A 21712-nucleotide genomic window follows, 5' to 3' on the forward strand; every position below is an offset into this window, starting at 1 on the left:
AGTTTCAAACCGCGGCGTCCAAACCTGACCAAGTGCTCCCCCGGCTGCCTGCGGACACACGAGTGCTGACTTGACGTGCTCCCTGGCCTAAAAGTCCAGGGATTCCGGCCTGGGTCGGCTGACCCTTCCGGGGGCTTCCTGCTTCACCGCGCTGGGCCGGGACTTTCGTCCTGGTCTTACCGGCGCTCCACGAGGCGTTTTGCGTCTCCACCCGTCCGGCGGCGACGATTCGGCGTCCTTCGAGGAGGACGTTACGTGCTGCGTTGTGGTCGCGGTCGTGTACGGTGCCGCATTCGCCGCACGTCCACTCGCGGACGTGCAGGGCCTTGGGGCCGTCCCGCAATCCGCAGGCCGAGCAGACCTGCGAGGACGGGAAAGCGCGGTCCACCTTGGCGAAGGTGCGGCCGTGCAGAGCCGCCTTGTACTCCAGCATGCCGACGAACGCGGACCATCCCGCGTCGTGCACGGACTTGGCGAGCCGGGTGCGCCCGAGGCCGGACACCGCGAGGTCTTCCACGTACACCGCTTGGTTGTCGCGAATCTGTGTGGAAGCCTTGTGGTGCCAGTCCCGGCGCCGGTCCGCCACCTTGGCGTGCTGGCGTGCGACCTTCACGCGGGCCTTGGCCCGGTTCTTCGATCCCTTGGCCTTGCGGGACAGCTCACGCTGAAGGCGCTTGAGTTTCTTCTCGGCCCGGCGCAGGAAGCGGGGGCTGTCGATCTTGCTGCCGTCGGAGAGGACGGCGAAGGCGGACAGGCCGAGATCGATACCGACGTCGTCGTCCAGGCCGGGGAGGATGTCCGGCTCGGTGTCCACGACGAAGCTTAGGAAGTACCGGCCGCAGCTGTCTTTGGTGACAGTCAGGGACGTGGGTGCGGCCGGAAGCCGGCGGGACCACTTGACCTTGAGGCTGCCGACCTTGGCCACGTACACCGCGCCGTCGCTGCGGAGGCAGAAGGCGTTGGTGTTCAGGCGGATCGACTGCCGGGTGTCCTTCTTCGATTTGTAGCGGGGAGGGCCGACCTTGCGGCCCTGCCGCTTGCCCTTGACCGAGTCGAAGAAATTCTTATAGGCAGTGCGCTGATCGAGTTGCCGTGGGGGGTGTCGGATGCCGTCGATGCGGGCGGTTCTGGAAGCGCGACGGAAGGCTGCGGTGGTGCGGGTGGAGGCGCTCGCAGCCGAACTCGAGCGGGTGCGGGCGGACTTGGCTGACGCCGAAGAGGTCCTCAGATGCCGGGAGATCGGGCTCGAGCAGTATCTGGAGGCACTGGCCGAGGAGGAATCGCCCGGCCATGGCGGTCGGCGGTCCGTCGGGGAGGAAGACGGCAGGGCCGCGCCGTGCGGTGCCGCATTGGGAGAACACGGCCGGGGTCGAAGACCTGTCGCTCGACTACCAGGCGGTGTGCCCAAGGGCCTCCGCGGCCTCGCTCAAGGCATCATCCGTCGCGGGAGCGCTGAACGCGATCTCGACCCCGCCAGCGTGCCGCGTGATCAACTCTTTCCACATTCGGCGATGATCGTACCGACCCCCGGATAAGGCAACCGCGAGCTATTCGCGATGCGTGCCCGACACGTGCCCGATGCGCGGTGACTCACGCGGGAAGAGCGGAGAAGTCCGGTCAGCACCCCAGGAACGCGCAGGTCAGCATCTCCCCAGCTGACCTCCGATCCGCATCCCGGGTCTTCCAAACTAGCTACGTGGGTTCGTTGCCGCCCGCACTGAACGCCGAAGGCCCAGGCAAGAGGTTGTTTCCCTCTTCCTGGGCCTTCAGCCATTCCTGGGACGGGTTCATGCCTCCGGCAGTACGCTCAGCGCTTGAAGGAGCCCTTGGTCTGCTCCTTCGTGCCCCGCATCTTGCCTCGTGCTTCGAGAGCGGCGCCTTTCGCCGCGAGGGTTTCCTTGTGCATCGCGTGGGCCGCCGTCCGCACGGTCTTTCCGACGATCTGTTCGGCCTTTGCCTTGGCCCGTTCTCCGGCGCTCATCTCGGTACCTCCGTGGGTCTCACTGGCCGTGTGCCCCTTGAGACAAGAGGTCAAGCCAACTTGTGGGGCGTGCTGGTAAGGGACGGCCGAGGTCTCACCCGTCGGGGAGACGCTCGTTGATTCGGGGTTCCAGAGGAGCATCGATTGACGCCGAACCGTGGCGGACAAGACAACGTGTCCACTTCTGCTTCGAGCGCCTCGGCCGCTGCGCTGAGCCCGAAAGTGTGATGTCGGGGTCCTTTGGCTGCCGACCGTGGGGAGAACGGAGTTTGTCCGACGAGGCTGCGGGCTGCTTCGCGCGTCGGTTTGGAGTAGCCCACGGCTGCGCTGAGTTGGCGGTGTCTTCAGGAGTCGCCGGGGAGCAGGCGCTGGTGGATCTGGCGGAAGGTCCACTTGCCGTGAGCGTGTGTAAAGACCCAGACCAGGTCGAAGCGGTCCGGCCACTCATCGGGTACCCCGGTGTCGGATGCGCCAAGGGCATCGACGATGTCCGAAATACGGGAGTGCTCCCAGCAGATCAGCACCGGTTCGGGAGCGGCGACGGCGGCCTTCGCCAGGGCGGCTTCCTGAGACTTGGCGAAGGTCATGTCGAGCTTGATGCCCATCTGCTGGGCCAGCGGTGTCACGGTCTGTCGCATACGGTGGCCACCGGCCAGCGGGCCCCTGTCGGTGGCGGCGTAAATGGTCTTGGGGCGCAGCAGGCCGGGAACCAGAGGGTGGCCCTTCGGTGGGTCGAATAGCTTTGGCAGCGCCTGAGCTCGGGCCCACCCGCGCCGGGTGAGGGAGTGCGGGTCCTGGTGGCCGTTCTCGTCGCAGCCAGGCTGGCTTCCGTTGGGCTTCTCACCATGGCGGATGATCATGATAGTGGTGTCGACCTTGGAACCCGCCAAGTGGAGGGGATCGGAGGAGCCCAGTAGGCCGCAGCCCGCGAATACCAGCGGCGATGCTGCCAGCCCGGCCAGTAGCAGACGTCGGCTCACCGCCGGCATAGGGCCTTCCGTTTCCTGCTCCGCCATGCGAAACCCTTCTCTATGCCGGAATGGCTGTCCATTGCGCGGGGAATCGTACGAGTGCTTCGTAAAAGCGCAAGTGGGGGTCGCTTTCAGCCGCGCACCCAGTGGGGCCGGCGAACGACGTCGCGGCCAACCCCGCGGGTGCGCTGGCGGCGCACGTACGACCGGTTACGGCGGGTGCTCGCGGAGTTGCAGTAGGAGCGGCTGGCTAGGCGTGCCGAAGTTCAGCGTCGGACCGCCACGGCCTCCGTGCGGGATGTCGGTATTCAGTGCCGGGCTGCCCCGGCTGCCGCGGCCGCGGCCAGGATGCGCTGCAGGACGGGGACCGGGATCGCCGGGTTGGTGACCGCTGCGCATGCCGTGTCGCGGGCGTGCAACAGCCCGGCCAGGACGCGGGCTGGCAGCCGCGGGTTGCGCAACGCGGTGCCGCGGACGTAAGCCTCCGGGTCGTTCAGCAGCCGCACCGCGTCGGCCGGTGACAGCCGGGGGTCCTCAGCCGCGCGGCGGCGCACCTCGGCTTCGGGATCCCGGGCCAGGCGTGCGACGTCGGCCGGTGTCGACTTCGGATCGTCCAGGGCCAGGCGGCGCATTCGCCCGCTGGGGTCGGCGGTGTAGCGCAGCAGGCCTGCGCGGGGGAAGTTGGGGTGGCTGTGGGGCCGGTCGGGGTGGCTGAAGCTGCCGTCCCACCAACGCCAGACCTCCAGCAGCAGGTCAGCCGGCGCGTCCTCGCACGATTCTGTGAGGAACAGGCGGACCACCCGGTCCTCGTCCCGTGCCAGGCGCGCCACGGCATCCGGCGGGAGGTGCTGTGCTCGGGCCACACTGCGGCGGACCAGCGGGTGGGACGACGCGGCGAGGCGGCGCATCGCGTCGGCGTCGCCGTGCAGGCCCTCGACCCAGGGCAGGGTGTGCGACATCGACGTCGGGTCGAAGTCGTGGCGCACCGCCGCACGTTGTTCCTCGGTGAGGTCGGGGCGCAGCGCCACCGCGGAGCGGATGTCGTCCTGCGGGTCTTCCGCAAGCATGGCGACGCCGTGCGCGCCCAGGCCCGGGTTGGCGGCCAGCGCCCGACGTACCTCCGGGTCCCTGTCCCGGACCAGCTCCGCCTCCAGCTCGGGCACGAGGCGGCACCGTTCGAGCGCCCGCCGCGGGTCGGGCAGGGCGGCGAACACTTCGCGAGGCATGGGTACGCCGGTGTGGTGGGCAAGGAGTGCAGCCGTTCGCACCGCGTAGTCGGTGTCGGCCAGCAGCCGCTTTCGCAGCGGCGCGGAGAGGTCCTCCCACCGGGCACAGGCGGCCGCCCGAACCCGGGGATCGGCGTCGGCAGCGAGGCCGGGCAGGTGCTGTGCGGGGAGCCCCGGGAGTTCGGCGGCTTGCGCGCGGGACGGGCCGGCGAGGAGGTCGTCGTAGAGGTCCTTGGGGAGTTCGGCGCCCCAGGTGCAGGCGCGCTCCGCCCAGAACACGCGGCGATTCGGCGACGGCTCGGCGCGGACCAGGTGTATCCACTGATCGGACGTGAGTTTCGGCCGGAAGGTGTCGGCGGCCCTTGACCGCACCCGCGGATCGGGGTGCGCCACGGCGGCGTCAAGGACGGCGGGCCGGTCGCATCCGTGCAGGAAGCCATCCTCCACATCCAGCAGCCGGATCAGCACTTCGTCCGTCGCGGCCGGATTGGACCCGATCCCCTCGGCCCAGTGCAGAGGCCACGCACATCGGCCGGGCACCGCCGCCCACACCTCGGCGCGCTCGGCCTCCGTCTCGCGCCCGGCGGCCGCGGCGGCCTCCTCCAGTCGCTCCGGCAGTCGGTCGAGGGCCGTCACCCGAGGCCCGCCCGCGCCGGGCACCTCCGCCAGCAACACCTGCCCGTCGAGGGAGAGCGCCACGAAACCGGGGTCGCCAGTCAACTCCGGCACGCCGCCCCCGGCGTACCGGACCCGGGTCCACCAGGAGTCGTTGCCACCGACCCGATGCTGGAGGACGGCCACCAGGAACTCGCCGTCGGCATCGCAAAGACGGCGCCACCACACGGCATCAAGCGCTTCGAGCGCCACGCCGTCCGGCGCCGCGATCCCCCGCGCGATCCGCCAGCCGGCCTCCGGCGGGAACAAACTGCCCGGGCGTACGTCCTCGACGACCGTGAGGCCGGCGCGTGCGAGTAGATCGTGGAATTTCTCTCGGTGCTGCACGCGGTCATGATCCCCGCCGACTCTCGGTGGGACAAGGCCCTCAGCCAGGCCTAACCGACCCTCACCTGCGTACACTTCATTGACTGCGACGTCGTTCGGGCTGCCTCACCCAGGCGGCTGGAATCGGCCCCCACTTGAGCATCGGCAGCTTTCTCAGACTCCGGCAGAGACCTGCCCATACCGGCACGGAGACCGCTTCGAGCCGCCATGGATCTTCACGAAACGGGGCGGCTTCGAGTCGTCATGCCGGGGCCGAATTACGACGTCGTAGCCAGCGATCTGCTCCACGCGCGTGCGGGGGTGGCGCCTACGTCGCCAAGGTGGTCATCCTTGACTTGCGCTGCTCCGGTCAGGGCAAAGGCAACTCCCCTATCGCTCGGTTTTCATCATGGTGGGCGTTCACGATGTTGGCGATCTCTGCGTTGTCGGTGAAGACAGGACCGGGCCAGTTGCTCGGGACCTTGACTGGCGTGAGGGTGACGTGGGTCCCGTAGATCCGCGCGACGTCAAGGAGGGACTGCAGGCGTTCTATGCCGGCCAGGTCCAGTGCCCCGATGCGCGTCCACCAGGTGTGGGTCTTTGGATCGTATTGGGCGAGTGAACGGAGCTTGTTCCGTTGCTCATCCCATTGTTCATCGGCGGCGCGGGCCGCGGCGATAGTTATCTCTAGAACCCAGGGCGTGGTGGCTATTGACCTCGGCGACGGCGTCATACTTTGACGGTAGGCGTTCCCACTGACGTCCGCGTGCTCCTTGCGAACTCGGACGGATACAGATGGTGGCCGAGGCGTGCTCCTGGCACATCACCGTGAGGCATAGTTCTGGTGTGGCTGCTCCCCGCGCGTGCGGGGATGGTCTCAACACGGCCGGCGGCACGCCGATGAGCCCGGCCTGCTACCCGCGCCCGCGGGGATGGTCTCGAGTCCCGACCGGGCCGCAAGGAGCCATCCCGCCGGCGGCCGGGGCGGCCATGCCGCGCTCGGTCGGCATGGCGATCGCGACGCTGAACTCGAGCGGCCCACGGCCGCCGCGTCGTCGTACGACCTGGCCGGTGCGCCGCTTCGGCTTCGCCTGGCGGGCGCCGCCGGTCTTCCTCGCCTCCTCCCAGGCCGTGGTCAGGGCCTGACGTGCGAGGTCGATGCCGCTCAGCTCGGTACTCACGCAATCACCGCCCGGCCGTGCCGTCGTCCAGCGCCGGGCGGCTGGCAAGGTCAGCCGTACCGCCGTCTGCGCACACAGCTGCTCCAGCCGCGACGCCAGCAGGTACTCGGCAATACGTTCCCGGGCGGCATCGGCGGCCTTCGTCGCCGCCGTGACGGTGTCCGCACCGGTCGGGTTGTGCCGGTACCAGCGGCGGCCCTGCGCGCGGGGGGCAAGGCCACCGGACGCCACTAAGAGGTCGTTTTAAGCTAGTTTATGTCGCTTCACATGCCACAGTTGGATACTCGCGCATCTCACGTGTCGGATTCCTGCACAGGGCGGCGGCAGTAATCGCCGATATCAACTTCCCTTGGAATGAGACAGGCTTCATGGGATGAGACCGGCAATTCGGGCTTCCCTCGCGTCCCGTCAATCGCGCCAACCCCTAAAAACTCCCAAGGGCCCCTCCGTCACGGGAACTTATTGGAATGAAACAGGCTTCACCGATGAAAACGACCTCTAAGAGGTCATCTCATTTGGTGAGTCTGCGGTAGCAGATCAGGGTGCAGGCGATGCTGGTGAAGGCCAAGAAGTGGACGGCCTTGCGTTCATAGCGGCGGTGCAGGCGGCGGCATCCGGCGAGCCAGGCCATGGTGCGTTCGATGGTCCAGCGGTGGCGTCCCAGGCGCTGGGAGGACTCGATGCCTTTACGGGCGATGCGGTGCCGGATGCCGCGCTGGCGTAACCATCGGCGCAGGTGGTCGTAGTCGTAGCCCTTGTCGCCGTGGAGCTTGGCCGGCCGTCGTCGGCGCGGACCGCGACGGGAGCGGATGGGCGGGATGCCGCGAACGAGCGGTTCGAGGGCCTGGCTGTCGTGCAGGTTGGCGCCGGAGATGCCGATGGAGATGGGCAATCCGGTCCGTTCGGTGATCAAGTGGATCTTCGAACCGTACTTGCCTCGATCTACTGGATTCGGACCTGTCAGGCCCCCCTTTTCAGGGCCCGCACGTTCACCGAGTCGATCGCACAGCGAGACCAGTCCAGTTCACCCCGGGAGCCGAGTTCGTCGAGGACCAGGCGATGGAGCTTCGCCCACACCCGGGCTTTCGACCACTCGGTGAAACGCCGGTGAGCCGTGGGTCCCGACGGTCCGAACGAGGCGGCCGGCAGCTGCTGCCACGTACAGCCCGACGTGGCCACGAACACGATCGCAGCCAGCACCTCCCTGTCACCGTGCCGGCGCCGGCCGCCTCCCTGAGGCCGACTCGGCGCCTCCGGCACCACTCGCTGGAACAACTCCCACAGCTCATCCGGCACCAGCCGCTCAACGATCCCCACACCCGGAGCCTATCGAATGCGCCAAATGAGATGACCTCTAAGACGACGTTTCTTATGGGGCTCTTGATCGGTGCCGCATGCACACTTCCGCAGGCGAAAGCCAGAGGCCCTGACGAGAGTCAGAGGGTCATGAAGGGCGAGTGCTCGATGAGCAGGAGCTTGCGCAGTGACGTGCGGATACGCGACAGCATGCTGCGACGCGGCGGTGCGGGTACAGACATGACTCCCCCAGCAGCGGTAAGGTACGTCTGGTTGCGTACCTCTAGGAAGGTACGCAACCAGGCGTACCTTGTCGAGGGGTGAAGTGATGACGGCAGGCGAGTTGGCCCACCCTCGTACTGAGGAGTTGCAGGTGGGTCCCATCCTTTTGGCGCTGGCTGACGCGAACCGGCGTCGAGTCGTGGCCGAACTGGCCGAACGGCCAGATGAAGAGCGGCTGTGCGCTTCCTTCGACCTGCCGGTGGGCAAGTCCAGTCGCACCCGTCACTGGCGAGTACTGCGCGAGGCGGGCTTGGTGTATCAACGCGACGCCGGGAACGGGCTGTACATGCGCCTCCGCAAGGGGGACTTGGACCGCCGATTCCCGGGCCTGATCGAGGCCGTAATCGCCGCAGGCTAGGCGCGTGGAACTGCGTCAACTCGCAGCAAGACGGCGGTAGCTGATGAGGGCTGCGGCTATACCGACAAAGGCGAGGAAGTGTTCGGCCTTGCGTTCGTAGCGGCGGTGCAGCCTCCGGCAGCCGGCCAACCAGGACACGGTGGAGAGTCGGCTCGGGGCGCGGTGGCCGGGTTTCCCCGGCCCCGTTTCCCCGAGCCGCTCACCGAACCGGACGTGCGACTTTCACCGCATCCGGCTCTCCACAGGTCACTCCGGCTGGGGCGATGATCTTATGCGGCCCACGGTGTCGGGATCCTCAGTCCGCGGCAGCGGTAGCGGGTGACCGTCACCGCGGCGATGTTGAACAGCTCGACCCCGTCCAGAGCAATCTGCCGCCAGCCCTGGGGGCCTTTGAACTGTCGGCGCAGGGCCGTCCACTTCATGCGTCGCCGGTATGTGACCATGTTGACCACCCGCCACCACACGAACGAACGCAGTGCGTTGAAGGTGTACTTGGCGACAGCATGCTTGAAGTAGTTGGCCCAGCCGCGAAGGATCTGGTTGATCCTCGACAGCACGGCGGCGAACGGGACCTGCGACTTCCTGTGGGTCAGTGCCCGGATCTTCCGCTTCAGCTCACGGACCGGCTTGTCCGCGATGAAGGTGTAGACGTAGCACTTGTCCGTTCCTCGCTTGCTCATCCACTTGATGTGGAAGCCGAGGAAGTCGAACCCATCGGCCATGTGCACCACGCGCGTCTTGGACTGCGACAGTCCCAGCCCGAGCGGGGCGAGAACCCCTTCGATCTCCGTTCTCAGGGCCTCGACGTGGTGACGTTCGCCCCTGACCAGCACGACGAAGTCGTCCGCATAGCGCACGATCCGCCAGTTGGGCAGTTGCTTGGCCACCCGCGTGACCCGACGAGAACTGCTGGACATCGTCCCGCCCGGCTTCCAGGGCCCCATCACGTGCTCGTCGAGCGTGGACAGGGCGATGTTGGCCAGCAGCGGGGAGAGGATTCCCCCTTGCGGGGTGCCGGTCTCGGACGGTTCCATCGCTCCGGTCTCCCGAAGGATCCCGGCCTTCAGGAACGCCTTGACCAGGGCGAGGACGCGTTTGTCCTTGACTCGTGCGCGCACCCGGTCCATCAGGGCCGTGTGGTCGATCGAGTCGAAGCACGCCTCGATGTCCGCGTCCAGAACCTGGCGGTAGCCTTGGGTGCCCCAGAAGTGGATCTCGGCGATCGCGTCGTGCGCCCTTCGGTCGGGCCGGAACCCGTAGGAAGCCGAGTCGAAGTCGGCCTCGAATATGGGCTCCAGCACCAGCTTCAGTACCGCCTGGACCACGCGATCGGCCACGGTCGGCACGGTCATCGCATAGGGCCGTATCGTCCAGTGATTCCTTGGGTTCGCTGGTGGTCACGCATCCGTTTCACCCGCTGGCGGGCCGGCGTCTGGTGGTGTTGTTCACCAAGCGGCGAGCGGGAGCCGTGGTGTTTGTCTGCGCAAGCGGCGCATCGCGGAGTGTGACCCTGCCCCGGGAGTGGACCGACCGCGCCGGGGAGCCTGTCGGGCACCGGCTCACGGCCGAGGGCCTGAGTGCCGCTCGTGCACTGGTGGATGCGCTGGTCAGCCGTCGCGCCGGTGCGGACGGAGGCGGATCCTGATGACAAGGGACCAGCACCGTGCCGCTGTTGGGCTGCGGGCAGGAACGAGGCGCCATGGCCGGAGCGAGCGGGGTGTGTCGCGAGGCTGTGATGGCGGTGGCCAACATGGTCGAGTCCGTGCTGGGAGGCGGACGTGAACGGCCAGGGGAAAATCCGCAGTTCGCATCTCGAGCGGCTGGCCGTCATTTATCTGCGGCAGTCCACGCTCGTGCAGGTCAGGGAGAACACCGAGTCCACGATGCGGCAATACGGCCTGGCCGACGAGGCGGTCAGGCTGGGCTGGGCCCGCTCGAACGTAGCCGTGATCGACGCCGATCTGGGGGCCTCGGGCCGGTTCGGCGCCGACCGGGAGGGGTTTCGCCAGGTCGTGGCGAAGGTCTGTCTCGGCGAGGCTGGAGCGATCTTCGGGCTGGGTGACGCCGCTACCCGGATTCGCGAAGGGTTCTCAGCGGTGTGCGGGGCGCAGGTACATCGGCAGGACGGTGCGCATGAGCTGTTCGCCGCGGGTGGTGATGACCTCGAAGTCGCTGCGGGCCATGGCGGCGAAGTTGGTCGGGTAGTAGGCGACGGCGCTGCGCGGCACGAGGTCGGCTGGCGGTGCGGGCAGCCGGTCGTCCTTCATGCCGAGGTACGCGAGGGCGAAGCCGTCGATGCGTCCGCTGGCGGCCCATTCGTGGAGGCGGAAGCGGGCGGAGTCCTGGGCCTTGCGGTGGACGGTGGCGAAGGAGCAGCTGAGGCGTCCAAGCATGAAGTGCCGTGCCCTCAAGGCGAGTTCGCCCAGGCCGGCGTCGCAGGAGATGATGAAGGGCACGTCGTAGACGTGCTGGGTGTGGTGCGGTGAGCGTCCGGGTTCGAGGACGGATAGGCCGAGGTTGTCATAGACGCCGCCGTCGGTGAGCAACACGGTGTGCTGCTCGTGGTGTCCGTCGCCGTGCTGGAAGGTGAAGGTGCGTTCCAGGGCCGGTAGGAAGGCGGCGACGGCGGTGGCGACGTGGATGGGTTCGGTGATGGTGCCGTGGCGGGAGCAGCCGCTGCGGGTGCTGCCGAAGCGGACGGCGTTGGTGGTGGCCAGGTCGGTGGCGGTAAGGACGATGTCGAGGCCGGGGTGCATGACGTCGGCCATGGTGGTGGTTCCGAACGCCTTGTGGGTGAGGACGGCGGCCAGGGCGTCGGTGCGGTTGGCGGGGCGGGCGACGCTGACGCCACCGCGACGTGAGAGCAGTCCGCGGGTACCAGCGCGGGCGGCCGCGGTGAGGTTGCGTGCGGCCGCGGAGGGCTTAAACGCCTGGCGTGCGATGCCCAGTTGGAGTCCGGAGCGCAGCAGGTCGGTGGTGCGGGTGTCGAAGTCGGTGAAGTCCGAGGGACCGTAGGCCCACAGGGCGGCGAGGAGGCAGCCGCCGGAGATGCCGGGGACGACACGGATGCGGTCGAGGAGATCGCGGTCGTTCAGGGCGCGCAGGCAGCCGAGGTGGAAGGCGGCCGCGCGGGAACCGCCGTCGGACAGCGCGAGACCGAGGGTGCGGGTCATGAGCGGGAGCCCTTGCGTGGGAGGGGAACAGGACCGTGGGGGCCGGTGGCGCAGCCGCCCGGCCACCACGTCACGGGGCCAAGGCGGGCGAGTGGTTGCGGCGAGGGCGGCTCAGCCGCGGCGGGCACGGTGCGGGTTGCGAGGTGGGTGTAGAGGTGGGGGCCGTCACCGGTGTCGAGCCATTTGCGCCAGACGGGGGCCGGTCCTCCGGCGATGAGAACGAGGGCGCGGGCGGGGGCGTCGTTAAGTGGCAGGGCGTCCGGCGGGATGCGTTCGCGGAAGTGTCATGCTTCCGCGAACGCATCCCGCAGGACACCCTGATGCACCAGACTCACGACCACGGCCTTCGCGCTGATCCACTCTGTGACGGAGCAAAGGATCGGACGAAGGCCGCCTTCATGTCCGCTGAACTGCGAAAACGCTGATCAAGTTCGAGTCGCGTTCGACACCGGACCATAAACGTCAAGGTCAGGGCTTGCACAGTTCGGCGGATGCCTCGTCACATCTCGTTGCTGGGCACGGCGACCAGCCCCGGGAGAAGTCGATCCGGTCCCGGTCGTCTTACGCCGGCCGACGGGGTATCGAGGGAGGACGCCTCGCGGAGGGCCTCACCGAGGGTCCCGAGCGCGCACCGCCACCGCGCACAGCGGGGTGCCTGGCAGCCCGGTCAGTTGCTCGGATGGGAGGCTACCCAGCCGTGTTCGAGCAGCGCGAAGGCTTCGTCGGCGGCTCGGCGCGGTTCGGCGTGCCGCAGGATGAGGCTGCGAGCCTCAAGGGCGAAACGGGCCAGGGCGGCGCAGCTGACGTCATCCTCGGGCGCACCCACCGCCTCGGCGACGGCCCTGGCCAGGGCCGCTTCGTGGCGCGTCCACATGCGGTGGGCGTAGTCGCGCAGTGCGGGGGTCTCCTGCACCAGGCGCGTGAAGTCGGCGAACCGCGGGTCGGTGGCGTGGACCGCGAGTTGGTCCTGTTTCAGCAGGAGGTGCTCGCGCAGCGCCTGCGGGATCGACTGGCCCGGGGTGCGTTCGCGCACGGCGGCGACGAGTTCTGCTTCCAGTTCGTCGTCCTGATCGAAGACCAGGGCTTCCTTGCCGGAGAAGTGTTTGAACAGGGTGGTCACCGAGACGTCGGCACGGTCGGCGACGTCCTTGACGCCGACCTGGTCGTAGCCGCGCTCGAGGAAGAGTTCAAGCGCGGCGTCGGCCAGGGACTGGCGGGTCTGGGCCTTCTTGCGCTCGCGGCGCCCGGTCGGTTCGGTCACTCGCCCACCGTACCTCGAAGTGCAGTCGCTGTAAAAGTTTAGTCATTGCGCTTATTTATCGAGTGTGCTTTCTTGGTCGTGCCGGGTCGCCCCGGCGGCTCACCCACCTCCCGAGGGGCACTCCCATGAACTCTGCTCGTGATCCCCGCATCGCGATCGTCGGCGCCGGCCTCGGCGGCCTCACCTGCGCCCGAGTCCTCCAGCAACACGGCCGCTCCGTCACCGTCTTCGAACGCGAGGCATCCGCCGACGCCCGCCCGCAGGGCGGCTCCCTCGACATGCATCCCGACACCGGTCAGGCCGCGCTCCGTGCTGCCGGGCTCCTCGACCGGTTCCACGCCCTCGCCCGCCCCGAAGGAGACGAGTGGCGCGTGCTCGACTTCGCCACCGCCGCCCTCCTGGCGCAGCAGGGGCCGTCCGCCAATGGCGGCCGGCCGGAGATCGACCGGGGCCAGCTGCGTGGTCTGCTCCTGGACTCGCTCACCGAGGGCACGGTGCGATGGGACCGTGCCGTCACCGGCGTCACCCCGCTGGCGGACGGCACCGGCCGGCTGCTCTTCGGTGACGGCACCGCCGAGGACTTCGACCTGGTGGTCGGTGCCGACGGCGCCTGGTCACGCGTGCGCCCGGCCCTGTCGCCCACCGTACCCGGCTACACCGGTGTCACCTTCGTCGAGACCGGGTTCGACGACTGCGACACCCGCCATCCCACGCTCGCGCGGCTGGTCGGCAACGGATCGATGCTGGCGAAGGGCGCCGGCAGGACCTTGGTCGCCCAGCGCAACAGCAACGGCCACATCCGCGCCTACATCGCGCTCCGCGCGCCCAAGGACTGGCATGAGGCCGCCGGTGTCGACCTCGGCGACCAGCGGGCCGTGCGGACATATCTGTTGAGGTTGTTCAACGACTGGGACGAGAACCTGCGCTACATTCTGCGCAACAGCGACCACGGGTTCATCCACCGGTCCCTGTTCGTCCTGCCCGCCCCGCACACCTGGGATCACGTTCCCGGCGTCACGCTGCTCGGCGACGCCGCGCACCTGATGCCACCCGTCGGGCTGGGCGCCAACCTCGCCATGCTCGACGGTGCCGACCTCGCCCACGCACTGGTCACCGAGTCCAGCGTCGACGACGCCGTCCGCGCCTACGAGAGCATCATGCTGCCGCGCTCGATCGAGGCCGCGACGGGGAGTGCGAAGGGACTCGACAACCTCGTTCCCGCGACGGCCTCCTGAAGCGACTTGTGCCCGACCGACTGTCTGAGCAGGGCAAACAGCCGCAGGCGTCGCTCCGGCCGCTCCACGGCCGGCGCAGCATGGGGGTAGGCGGCCAGGAGTCTGTCGAGACGTTCGTGTCCTGCCTTCTCGGCAGCTCGGGCTTCGCGGCCCCGTTCAGCCCGGTCGTGTACGCCTACCGGCGGGGTTGGTGCTCTGATGCGGGTGCGGACAGCGGCCGGCCGTGCGGCATCGAGGTGGTCCCCTGGACGTATGGATGAAGCGGCCGGACGGGCCGGCTACGACGACGCTCCGCCCATGGCCAGCGCGGTTCGCGCCAGCCCGCGCAGCCAGGCGTGGGCGTGGTCGGTGTCATAGCGCTGATGCCACGACAGGTATACCGGCGCCGACGGCAGTTCGAGCGGGAGAGGGAGCACGACCAGGCCGAGGTCGGCGACCGCTGACCGCGCGGTGGCTTCAGGGACGCTGATCAGGAGATCGGAGCCGCGCGCGAACTCCAGCGCGGCCGCTTCCGTGGGCGCGCTCGCCACCACGCGGCGGGTGAGGCCGAGTTGTGCGAGGGCGTCGTCGACGGCATTGCTGAGGTTTCCACGTCGCGAGACGGTGACGTGTTCAGCGGCGGCGTACCGCTTCGCGGTGACGGTCCTGACACGAGTGAGCGGGTGCCCCTGCCTCACCACGATGACGAGGCGGGTCTCGCCGACCTTCTCGGCACGGATGTCCGGTGCGCTCGGGCGGTTGGCGTTCGCCTCCAGGTCGACCTCGCCACGCCGCAACTCGGGAGTGTCGATGCTCGATTCCGCGACGAAGCGCAACCGCACGCCCGGCGCCTGTCCACGCACGGCCGCGAGCAGCGCGGGACCGCTCAAGGCGACCAGGGAATCGTGCCAGCGGAGTGTGAAGGTGCGTTCCAGCGTTGCCAGATCGAGTTCACGGCTGGGTGCCAGCACTCCTTGGACCTGGTGCAGCAGCTCGTGCACCTGTTCCCGGACGGCGATCGCGTACGGCGTGGGGGTCATCGTGCGGCCGGTGCGCACCAGGATCTGGTCCCCGGTCGTGCGCCGGATCCGCCCCAGGCTGCGGCTCATGGCAGGGGCGGTGACATGCAGGCGTGCGGCTGCCCCGGCCACGCTGCCCTCCTCCAGCAGCGCGTCGAGCGCGGCCAGCAGATTCAAATCCAATTGCATGTGAGTAATCCTAGCCGTGCTTTACATGCATTTGAAGTTAATCAAGGGGCTGTATACCTTCGAGACCAGAGCGCTGAACAGAGCGCGCCTTTCGACTCGAACAGCCTCATCACCTCCTACTCACAGGGGAGTTCACCATGTCCGAAACGCTTCAGATCGCTGACGCCGCCGCCTCCGACGCCGACCTGCTCGCCCAGACCGCGATCGCCGTGCGTGCGGCCGGTTCGGCGCTGCGCGAGCGCTTCGGCAAGGTGGTCCGCCACCAGACCCGCGAAGATCTGATGCGCGCCCTCGCCGCCAATGACGACACGGCCCTCGACATCCTGCGCCCCCGCCTCACGGGCCTGCGCCCGGACGCCGGCTGGGTGGAGGACGAGCTGGACGCCGGGGCGCTGCCGCCCGGCGAATGGTGGGTCGTGGATCCGGCCGAAGGCAACGTCAACCACCTGCACGCCCTGCCGGAGTGGGCGGTGACCGCCACCCTCGTACGCGACAACCAGCCCGTGCTCACCGCGGTCCACCTGCCGTTGACCGGCGAGACCTACACCGCGCTCACCGGCGCGGGCGCCCACCTCGACGGCCGGCCGCTGCACGTCTCCCCGACCGCGGACCTCGGCCTGAGCATCGTGGCCACCAGCCAGGCCCGCCCCGACGAGGACGAGAAGGTCGTTCGGCGCGTCGGCTCCTCGATCACCGCGATGCTCTTCGACGCGCTCGTCGTCCGCGCCGCCGTGCCCGCAACCCTGCACCTCACCAACGTGGCCGCCGGCCGCATCGACGCCTTCTGGCAGTTCGCCGGCGCCCGCGCGGACCTGCTCCCCGGCGCACTGCTCGTCACCGAGGCCGGCGGACAGATCTCCGACGCCGCCGGCCGTCCCTGGACCCCACAGAGCGAAAGCCTCCTGGCCGCCGCCCCTGGCATCCACGCCCAGGCCGTCGCCACGCTCTCACGCTGACCACGCACCACAACCCGCACCCACGAAAAGGACCACATCACCATGACCACGATCGCAGTGCTCGGAAACGGCCGCGTCGGCGGCAACCTGGCCACAGCCCTCACCCGGGCAGGGCATGAGGTGACCGTGACGGACCGCACACCGGGCGCCGCCGCTGACGCTGCCCGGACAGCCCGGATCGTCATCAACGCCACCCCGGGAGCCGGCTCGCTGGACCGGCTCGCCGCCCTACGGGAGGAACTACGCGGCAAGATCCTCGTCGACGTCTCCAACGCCACCGTCGACGGACCGGACGGACTGCCCGCCGACCTGATCTACCCCGGCTCAAGCCTCGCCGAGCAACTCCAGGACGCCCTCCCCGAAACTCGCGTCGTCAAGACCCTCAACACCATGCTCTTCCCGGTGATGACCGCACCGGCCACGCTCACCCAGACACCGACCGCGTTCCTCTCCGGCGACGACCCGCAGGCCAAGCACACTGTCGGTGCACTGCTCACCGACCTCGGCTGGCACAAGGAGTGGATCACCGACCTCGGCGGGATCCAGACCGCCCGCGCCACCGAGGCAGCGATCCTCTTCGTCCCGCACGTGATTCGGACCAGCGGATTCGCGCCCTTCGCGATCTCGATCGCCCGCTGATCCGCACCCAGTGCACCGCTCCCTGCGGGCCCACATCCACAACGGATACGACAGCGCTGCCGGGGTCGGCGATCCAGCGCCGGACGGCATCACGCTGCCGCTGCTCCACTCCTGCGACTTGCAGAGATGGGAACAGTCATTCCAATCCGTGTCGTTTCGCCAGCTCCAGGAAGGTCCTCATCATGTCCCTTGATCCCCAGATCAATGCGCTGCTCGAGAAGTTGGCCGAAGGAGGCGAACCGGCACCGGAGAGTCGAACGGTCGCGGAGAACCGCGACCTCGTGAGCAGCTTCTTAACCCTCGCGGGCGACGTCGAGCCGGTCGGCAGCGTGCACGACGCAGTGGCCGCCGCCGAAGGACTCGAGGTTCCCATCCGTATTTATGCCCCCGCCACCGTGCCGTGCTCCGGGCAGCTGCCCGTGACGGTCTTCTTCCACGGCGGCGGATGGGTGCTCGGAGACCGGAACAGCCAGGATCACATCGCCCGCATCATGGCCAACCGCTCCGGCACGATCGTGGTCTCCGTCGACTACCGGCTCGCGCCCGAACACCGCTTCCCGGCGGGGATCGAAGACGCCTACGCCGCCCTGACATGGGTCGCGGCCAATGCCGGAGGTTTCGGCGGCGACGGGCAAAGCATCGCCGTGTTCGGCGAGAGCGCCGGCGGCAACCTCGCCGCGGCCCTCGTGCAGGAAGCGCAGCGGCGCGGGGGACCTCACATCGCACTGCAGGTACTGGCGTACCCAGCGGTCGACCGGTTCGACGACAGCCCCTCCATGTACGAGAACATGGCCGGACCGCTGTTGAGCCGCAGCTGGCTCGAATGGTTCTGGGGCCTCTACCTCAACACGCCCGACGAAGGCGCCGACCCGCGCGTCTCGCCGGCGCGCTCCGACGAGCTGGCCGGGCTTCCTCCCGCCGTCATCGTCACCGCCGAACACGATCCGCTGCGGGACCAGGGCGACCGGTACGCGCAGAAGCTCGCCGACGCCGACGTGCCAGTCACGCACCTCCCGATCAAGGGTGCCACCCACGCCTTCCTCTCGTTCACCGGGTCCGTGCAGCTCTCACGGGACGTCTTGAATCAACTCGGAGACGCCGTCGCCACGGCGTTCAACAACTGACCCGCCCACCGTCGTGACGATCATCAGGCAGCGGCTGAGTGAGCTACGACGGCGTGCCTTCGCGGGGCGCACCGGTGAGATCGAGCTGTTCCGGTCGATGCTGGGCGCAGGAGGCGTGCTTTTTCTTCACGGTCCCGGCGGCATCGGCAAGAGCACGCTGTTGGATGTTCTGGCCGATGCCGCCGTGACTGCGGGCGCCGATCCGATCACGATCGACGGCCGCCACGTGCCGCCTGTCCCAAGTTCCCTATTTCTCACGCGGCACTGGTGCTCTGGCTCCTGGGATTCCTGGTGCGTGGCACGACCGGCGCCGGCGGCAGTGGGCGCTGGTATCGGTGGTGACGCCGCCGGTCAACGCTGAGCCGCCACCGGTCGTACCGGAGTCACTCACGCGGCAACAGCGGCCCCAGCGGCCCGAGGTCCAGGTTCAGGTCCTCGGGCCGCAGTCCGTAGCGGTCCCGCAGCTCGGCCATGCGGTCCTCCAGGAGCATCAGGGTGAGCCCGATCCGCTCTTCCTGCTGCTCGGTGAGGTCCCCGGTGTCGAAGCGGCGCAGCGCCTGGCGTTCCATCAGCTGGCGCAGCAACTCCACGACGGTCAGCACGAGTTTGACCAAGTCCCGTTCGACGGTGTCCGGGTCGAGGTCCAGCCGGTTGCGTCGCTCGCTCATGTCGACTCCCGCCAGGGTGCGGGCACTTGGGCGTTGACGGAGCTGATCAGCGCGTTGAGGTCGATGCGGACGAGGTCGACGTCGGCGATGCGCAGGGTGATGTCGCCGGTGATGACGACGCCGCCGGCCAGCAGCCGGTCGAGCAGGTCGGCCAGGGCGACCTCACGGCGTTCGACGACGGTCACCGTGCCTCCCCCTGCCGCGCGGGTGCCAGGGGTTCGGTGAAGGAGTAGGCCGCCCAGGGTCCGGTGAGTTCCACCCGCATCCCCGTTGCCTCGTCCTTCGTACGGTCGACCAGTGCCACGAATTCCTCGGAATCCGCGCGTCGGACGAGATAAGCCGCGTTGAGGAGATTTTGTCCGGGTTCTCCGGATAGCGTCGAATTCTGCGCAGGGTGCAGCCGGGAATCCTCGGCGCGCCGGGAAAGCCGCTCGTGCAGGGCGCGGGCGAATTCCTCGGCGGCCTGCCATTTCTCCTCGTGCTTGCGGGCGTGCGCCTGCCGACGCCGGAGATAGTCCCGCCCGCTGACGGGCCGCCCCGCAGGCGTCGTCGCCCGCTCGGGCTGCAGCGGGTCGGCGTACAGCTTGACCCCCCACTCGACCCGCCCTTCGAGCCGGTCGAGGGTGTGCCGGAAGTCGGCCTCGCGGGCCTCCATCATGACCCGTACGCCGCTGTCGTCCCGGAAGACCGTGGCGAGCCGGAGCGGCAGCGGCGTGGTGACCGTCGTGAGCGCGTCGATCACACCCTGGTGGGCGCGGGCGGTCGCGGCCAGCCAGTCCAGGTCCTCCAGATGGCCCCGCAGCGGCTCCTCGGCAAAGTCGCCCTCCGGGACCGTGCTGACGACGGCGACCAGACCGTGGTGTCTGAGCAGTTCGGGCGGGGCGCCGGCCACGCCGGTGAGCTGGGCCTGGAGGGCCGCCGCGAAGGGCCGGCAGACGGCGTACACATACCGGAGTCCGGACTGTGCGGTCATCGGTCCTCCTCGTGCTGTCCGCGACCGGTCTCCAGCGCCTCCAGCGCCGCAAGCCGCTCCCGCAGCTCGTGGTTCTCCCTGGTGAGCTGGTGGCGCCGGGCGCGGGTGGACAGCTCCGGGTCGTGCTCCCACCAGTCGATGCCCATCTCCTTCGCCCGGTCCACGGAGGCGACGATCAGCCGGAGCTTAACGGTGAGCAGCTCGATGTCGAGCAGGTTGATCCTGATGTCACCGGCGATGACGATGCCCTTGTCCAGGACGCGCTCCAGGATGTCGGCGAGGTTGGCGCCCCCGCCGTCACGTCCGTACGGCTCGGGCACTCGGCCGGGTATGGTCATCGACGGCTCCCGGACTCGGCGTACTCGTCCTCGTTCTCGTCGTCCTCGGCGTCCTCCGACTCCTCGTACTCGTCCTCGTATTCGCCCTCAGCCTCGTCCTCGTACTCCTCACCCTCCCCCTGCCCGGCGTCCTCTGCCTCGTCGTACGGCTCCTCGTACGACTCCTCGTCCTCCTCCGCCACCACGTCCTCGTGGCTGCGGACCACCTCGCCGTCGCGGATCTCGCCGCGCCAGCCGTCGTCCACCTCTCCCTTGAGGGAGATGTGGCGGGCGTAGTGCTTGAGGTCGAGGCGAGCCCGACGGCCCGAGGCACGCCAGATGTTGGCGGTCTTCTCGAAGAAACCGCTCGGGTAGTACTCGATCACCAGCAGCACGCGCGTGAGGTTGTCGTCGAGGTGGTGGAAGGTGACGACGCCCTTGTGGGTGCCCTTGGCGCCCTGCGACGACCACTGGATGCGGTAGTCCGGGATCTGCTCGACGGTCTTGCCCTTCCAGCTCCGGCTGGACCACCAGATCTTGCCCTGCCAGTCCGACGTGGTGTCGTCGCCACGGCCGGCGCTCTTCACACCCTTGGCGAAGGTGCTGAAGTCCTGGTAGCGGGTCCACTGGTCGTAGGCCGTGCGCACCGGCACACCGACGTCGACGGACTCCATGATGACGGTCGGCTTCTGGCCCCCTCCCTTTCCCTTGCCCTTCCCTTTGCCGCCCCCGAGGCTCTTCACCTGGTCCATCACGGTGTCCTTGGCGTGGGAGAGGCCGAGCTCCAGCGCGGAGCGCACCGGGCCCTTGCCCTCGGCGACCTTGCGGCCGGCGTCGAGGGCGAGCTTGCCGAAGCCCGGACTGTTGCCCTCGGCGATGTCGTTGAGCACGCCGGTGGCCTCGCCCAGCTTGCGGCCCGCGCCCGTGAGCAGGCGCTCGGTCTGGGCGGTGAGGTACTCCTGCAGCTCAGTCTTCAGGCGTTCGGCGGCCTCGGAACGGGCCGCCTCGCCGATCGGTCCGGTGTTCATCGGTCACCGCCTCCCTTCGGCCTGGCCCGTCCGGCCGTCTTCTTGGCCGCGGCCCTGCCCTGTGCGACCTTCTTGGCGGGCGCCTTCTTGGCAGGAGCCTTCTTCGCCGCCGTCTTGGCCGGTACCTTCTTCGCCGCCTTCTTCACGGGCGCCTTCCTCTGTCGTGCCTCGGCCGGATCGCGCTCGTCCCTCGCCCCTTCGTCGTCGGCACCGGCGTCCTCGGCCTCGTCGTTGTCCGCCTCGGCGTCCTCGTCGTCCCGGCCGCCGTCGAGACCGAGGCCACCAGCAGCCGGTACGACACCGGCCAGTTGATTGCGCACCTCGGCGGTACGGCCATGCAGCCGGTCTGCGAGTGCGTCCACCTGGCGCTCGACCATGGCACCGGAGGCGGCCTTGCCGACCCCGCGCAGGTCGTGGCGCAGCTGGTCGCCGATCTCCTTGAACTGCGGATTGTCGCGTAGTTGCTGGTTGGCCAGGTCCAGCAGTGCCTTCGGGCCCAGGTTCAGCCGTTTGCCCGCCACCAGCGAGCCGACGGCGAAGGCCAGTTTCAGTTTCCTGGTCCGGCCCAGGAGGTATCCGGCCCCGATCGCGAGGCCCAGTCCTATGCGATTCATAGACGTGTCCCTTTGCCGTGCCCGGCGTCGTTGCGCAGAGCGGTCTCCAGCCGGTCGAGAAGCTCGTCCTCGGCCCGGTCGAACTCCTCCTCGTCGATCTCGCCGGCTTCCAGTAGTTCTTCCAGCCGGGCCAGTTCGGCCCGGATCGCGGCGGGGTCGTAGTAGATCCGTTCCGCCTCGTGCACGACCTGCCCGAGGACCCAGGCGCTGCCGCGCACCGGTGCGAACGGCAGGAGCAGCAGCTCCTTGACCAGTCCCATG

At 68.7% G+C, this 21712-nt stretch carries 24 protein-coding genes and 2 pseudogenes; 7 read left to right on the top strand and 19 right to left on the bottom strand.

Annotation, left to right across the window (positions count from 1 at the left end):
- Positions 1 to 4: 4 nt before the first annotated feature.
- From A6P39_RS02625 to A6P39_RS02655, 7 genes are all read right to left on the bottom strand, one after another.
- Positions 5 to 1117 (bottom strand): RNA-guided endonuclease InsQ/TnpB family protein, encoded by a 1113-nt coding sequence (locus tag A6P39_RS02625; RefSeq protein WP_443053051.1) that lies wholly within the window; start codon positions 1115 to 1117, stop codon positions 5 to 7.
- Positions 1118 to 1807: 690 nt separating this feature from the next.
- Positions 1808 to 1981: a hypothetical protein gene (locus tag A6P39_RS02630; protein WP_199840890.1), complete on the bottom strand. Its 174-nt coding sequence runs from the start codon at positions 1979 to 1981 to the stop codon at positions 1808 to 1810.
- A gap of 344 nt (positions 1982 to 2325) precedes the next feature.
- Positions 2326 to 2997: a hypothetical protein gene (locus A6P39_RS02635; protein ID WP_079133565.1), complete on the bottom strand. Its 672-nt coding sequence runs from the start codon at positions 2995 to 2997 to the stop codon at positions 2326 to 2328.
- Between the two features lie 263 nt (positions 2998 to 3260).
- The gene (locus A6P39_RS02640; RefSeq protein ID WP_067050447.1) at positions 3261 to 5180 is read right to left on the bottom strand and encodes a hypothetical protein; all 1920 of its coding nucleotides are present in this window, start codon (positions 5178 to 5180) and stop codon (positions 3261 to 3263) included.
- A gap of 349 nt (positions 5181 to 5529) precedes the next feature.
- Positions 5530 to 5892 (bottom strand): hypothetical protein, encoded by a 363-nt coding sequence (locus A6P39_RS02645; protein WP_067050450.1) that lies wholly within the window; start codon positions 5890 to 5892, stop codon positions 5530 to 5532.
- 181 nt (positions 5893 to 6073) lie between these two features.
- Positions 6074 to 6571: a hypothetical protein gene (locus tag A6P39_RS02650; RefSeq protein WP_067050453.1), complete on the bottom strand. Its 498-nt coding sequence runs from the start codon at positions 6569 to 6571 to the stop codon at positions 6074 to 6076.
- Positions 6572 to 6851: 280 nt separating this feature from the next.
- Positions 6852 to 7651, bottom strand: a protein-coding gene (locus A6P39_RS02655; protein ID WP_275883977.1) for an IS5 family transposase whose coding sequence is annotated in 2 segments (ribosomal slippage) — positions 6852 to 7313 and positions 7316 to 7651 — 798 coding nt in all. Because the reading frame shifts where the segments join, the coding sequence is not laid out codon by codon here.
- A 358-nt stretch (positions 7652 to 8009) separates the two neighbouring features.
- Between A6P39_RS02655 and A6P39_RS02660 the strand changes: the two genes are divergently transcribed.
- Positions 8010 to 8276 (top strand): ArsR/SmtB family transcription factor, encoded by a 267-nt coding sequence (locus A6P39_RS02660; RefSeq protein ID WP_443052803.1) that lies wholly within the window; start codon positions 8010 to 8012, stop codon positions 8274 to 8276.
- Positions 8277 to 8291: 15 nt separating this feature from the next.
- Here A6P39_RS02660 and A6P39_RS02665 read toward each other — a convergent pair.
- Together A6P39_RS02665 and ltrA are read right to left on the bottom strand one after the other, a co-directional pair.
- Positions 8292 to 8417: pseudogene (locus A6P39_RS02665) on the bottom strand (IS5/IS1182 family transposase); the annotation flags it as partial.
- Between the two features lie 128 nt (positions 8418 to 8545).
- Positions 8546 to 9628, bottom strand: a complete 1083-nt coding sequence (gene ltrA, locus A6P39_RS02670) for a group II intron reverse transcriptase/maturase (protein ID WP_275883786.1) — start codon at positions 9626 to 9628, stop codon at positions 8546 to 8548.
- Between the two features lie 29 nt (positions 9629 to 9657).
- Here ltrA and A6P39_RS02675 point away from each other — a divergent pair, with 29 nt between their 5' ends.
- Positions 9658 to 9921, top strand: a complete 264-nt coding sequence (locus A6P39_RS02675) for a DUF5372 family protein (RefSeq protein WP_275883787.1) — start codon at positions 9658 to 9660, stop codon at positions 9919 to 9921.
- A gap of 445 nt (positions 9922 to 10366) precedes the next feature.
- Here A6P39_RS02675 and A6P39_RS02680 read toward each other — a convergent pair whose 3' ends face one another.
- Both A6P39_RS02680 and A6P39_RS02685 read right to left on the bottom strand, forming a co-directional pair.
- Entirely contained in the window at positions 10367 to 11449 is a 1083-nt protein-coding gene (locus A6P39_RS02680; RefSeq protein WP_067045882.1) for a patatin-like phospholipase family protein, read from the bottom strand.
- Positions 11450 to 12116: 667 nt separating this feature from the next.
- Positions 12117 to 12710 carry a TetR/AcrR family transcriptional regulator gene (locus tag A6P39_RS02685; protein WP_067045884.1) on the bottom strand — a complete coding sequence of 198 codons (594 nt, stop codon included), beginning with the start codon at positions 12708 to 12710 and terminating at the stop codon, positions 12117 to 12119.
- Positions 12711 to 12835: 125 nt separating this feature from the next.
- Here A6P39_RS02685 and A6P39_RS02690 point away from each other — a divergent pair, with 125 nt between their 5' ends.
- The gene (locus tag A6P39_RS02690) at positions 12836 to 13945 is read left to right on the top strand and encodes an FAD-dependent oxidoreductase (protein ID WP_275883788.1); all 1110 of its coding nucleotides are present in this window, start codon (positions 12836 to 12838) and stop codon (positions 13943 to 13945) included.
- Positions 13946 to 14223: 278 nt separating this feature from the next.
- Here A6P39_RS02690 and A6P39_RS02695 read toward each other — a convergent pair whose 3' ends face one another.
- Complete coding sequence (locus A6P39_RS02695) at positions 14224 to 15132, bottom strand: LysR family transcriptional regulator (protein ID WP_067044928.1); 909 nt, start codon at positions 15130 to 15132, stop codon at positions 14224 to 14226.
- A gap of 137 nt (positions 15133 to 15269) precedes the next feature.
- Between A6P39_RS02695 and A6P39_RS02700 the strand changes: the two genes are divergently transcribed.
- From A6P39_RS02700 to A6P39_RS02715, 4 genes and pseudogenes are all read left to right on the top strand, one after another.
- The gene (locus A6P39_RS02700) at positions 15270 to 16088 is read left to right on the top strand and encodes an inositol monophosphatase family protein (protein WP_067044931.1); all 819 of its coding nucleotides are present in this window, start codon (positions 15270 to 15272) and stop codon (positions 16086 to 16088) included.
- 42 nt (positions 16089 to 16130) lie between these two features.
- Positions 16131 to 16727, top strand: coding sequence for an NADPH-dependent F420 reductase (locus A6P39_RS02705; protein ID WP_067044933.1), 597 nt, complete (start codon positions 16131 to 16133; stop codon positions 16725 to 16727).
- 182 nt (positions 16728 to 16909) lie between these two features.
- A complete protein-coding gene (locus tag A6P39_RS02710; protein WP_067044936.1) occupies positions 16910 to 17851 on the top strand; it encodes an alpha/beta hydrolase in 942 nt (313 codons plus the stop codon).
- A gap of 249 nt (positions 17852 to 18100) precedes the next feature.
- Positions 18101 to 18193: pseudogene (locus A6P39_RS02715) on the top strand (hydrophobic protein); the annotation flags it as partial.
- A 41-nt stretch (positions 18194 to 18234) separates the two neighbouring features.
- Here A6P39_RS02715 and A6P39_RS02720 read toward each other — a convergent pair.
- From A6P39_RS02720 to A6P39_RS02750, 7 genes are read right to left on the bottom strand one after another with little or no spacing between them, the layout of a single operon-like run.
- Entirely contained in the window at positions 18235 to 18519 is a 285-nt protein-coding gene (locus tag A6P39_RS02720) for a gas vesicle protein K (RefSeq protein ID WP_067044941.1), read from the bottom strand.
- Positions 18516 to 18704, bottom strand: a complete 189-nt coding sequence (gene gvpJ, locus A6P39_RS02725; RefSeq protein ID WP_067044944.1) for a gas vesicle protein GvpJ — start codon at positions 18702 to 18704, stop codon at positions 18516 to 18518. The genes A6P39_RS02720 and gvpJ overlap by 4 nt, the downstream gene beginning before the upstream one ends.
- Positions 18701 to 19492: a GvpL/GvpF family gas vesicle protein gene (locus A6P39_RS02730; RefSeq protein WP_067044947.1), complete on the bottom strand. Its 792-nt coding sequence runs from the start codon at positions 19490 to 19492 to the stop codon at positions 18701 to 18703. The genes gvpJ and A6P39_RS02730 overlap by 4 nt, the downstream gene beginning before the upstream one ends.
- Positions 19489 to 19830, bottom strand: a complete 342-nt coding sequence (locus tag A6P39_RS02735; RefSeq protein WP_067044950.1) for a gas vesicle protein — start codon at positions 19828 to 19830, stop codon at positions 19489 to 19491. The genes A6P39_RS02730 and A6P39_RS02735 overlap by 4 nt, the downstream gene beginning before the upstream one ends.
- Entirely contained in the window at positions 19827 to 20837 is a 1011-nt protein-coding gene (locus tag A6P39_RS02740; protein ID WP_067044953.1) for an SRPBCC family protein, read from the bottom strand. The genes A6P39_RS02735 and A6P39_RS02740 overlap by 4 nt, the downstream gene beginning before the upstream one ends.
- The gene (locus A6P39_RS02745; RefSeq protein WP_067044957.1) at positions 20834 to 21451 is read right to left on the bottom strand and encodes a DNA primase; all 618 of its coding nucleotides are present in this window, start codon (positions 21449 to 21451) and stop codon (positions 20834 to 20836) included. Before A6P39_RS02745 ends, A6P39_RS02740 begins: the two co-directional genes overlap by 4 nt.
- The gene (locus A6P39_RS02750) at positions 21448 to 21711 is read right to left on the bottom strand and encodes a gas vesicle protein GvpG (RefSeq protein WP_067044959.1); all 264 of its coding nucleotides are present in this window, start codon (positions 21709 to 21711) and stop codon (positions 21448 to 21450) included. Before A6P39_RS02750 ends, A6P39_RS02745 begins: the two co-directional genes overlap by 4 nt.
- Position 21712 lies beyond the last annotated feature (1 nt).

Origin of the sequence: Streptomyces sp. FXJ1.172 (assembly GCF_001636945.3) — a bacterium.
Taxonomy (GTDB): domain Bacteria; phylum Actinomycetota; class Actinomycetes; order Streptomycetales; family Streptomycetaceae; genus Streptomyces.

Excerpts from the sequence above, each read along its gene's own strand:
- A6P39_RS02740 (WP_067044953.1), bottom strand. The coding sequence starts at position 20,837 with ATGAACACCGGACCGATCGGCGAGGCGGCCCGTTCCGAGGCCGCCGAA.
- A6P39_RS02695 (WP_067044928.1), bottom strand. The coding sequence starts at position 15,132 with ATGCAATTGGATTTGAATCTGCTGGCCGCGCTCGACGCGCTGCTGGAG.
- A6P39_RS02750 (WP_067044959.1), bottom strand. The coding sequence starts at position 21,711 with ATGGGACTGGTCAAGGAGCTGCTGCTCCTGCCGTTCGCACCGGTGCGC.
- ltrA (WP_275883786.1), bottom strand. The coding sequence starts at position 9,628 with ATGACCGTGCCGACCGTGGCCGATCGCGTGGTCCAGGCGGTACTGAAG.
- A6P39_RS02720 (WP_067044941.1), bottom strand. The coding sequence starts at position 18,519 with ATGAGCGAGCGACGCAACCGGCTGGACCTCGACCCGGACACCGTCGAA.
- A6P39_RS02645 (WP_067050450.1), bottom strand. The coding sequence starts at position 5,892 with ATGACGCCGTCGCCGAGGTCAATAGCCACCACGCCCTGGGTTCTAGAG.
- A6P39_RS02680 (WP_067045882.1), bottom strand. The coding sequence starts at position 11,449 with ATGACCCGCACCCTCGGTCTCGCGCTGTCCGACGGCGGTTCCCGCGCG.
- A6P39_RS02635 (WP_079133565.1), bottom strand. The coding sequence starts at position 2,997 with ATGGCGGAGCAGGAAACGGAAGGCCCTATGCCGGCGGTGAGCCGACGT.
- A6P39_RS02630 (WP_199840890.1), bottom strand. The coding sequence starts at position 1,981 with ATGAGCGCCGGAGAACGGGCCAAGGCAAAGGCCGAACAGATCGTCGGA.
- A6P39_RS02710 (WP_067044936.1), top strand. The coding sequence starts at position 16,910 with ATGTCCCTTGATCCCCAGATCAATGCGCTGCTCGAGAAGTTGGCCGAA.
- A6P39_RS02700 (WP_067044931.1), top strand. The coding sequence starts at position 15,270 with ATGTCCGAAACGCTTCAGATCGCTGACGCCGCCGCCTCCGACGCCGAC.
- A6P39_RS02690 (WP_275883788.1), top strand. The coding sequence starts at position 12,836 with ATGAACTCTGCTCGTGATCCCCGCATCGCGATCGTCGGCGCCGGCCTC.
- A6P39_RS02745 (WP_067044957.1), bottom strand. The coding sequence starts at position 21,451 with ATGAATCGCATAGGACTGGGCCTCGCGATCGGGGCCGGATACCTCCTG.
- A6P39_RS02730 (WP_067044947.1), bottom strand. The coding sequence starts at position 19,492 with ATGACCGCACAGTCCGGACTCCGGTATGTGTACGCCGTCTGCCGGCCC.
- A6P39_RS02705 (WP_067044933.1), top strand. The coding sequence starts at position 16,131 with ATGACCACGATCGCAGTGCTCGGAAACGGCCGCGTCGGCGGCAACCTG.
- A6P39_RS02735 (WP_067044950.1), bottom strand. The coding sequence starts at position 19,830 with ATGACCATACCCGGCCGAGTGCCCGAGCCGTACGGACGTGACGGCGGG.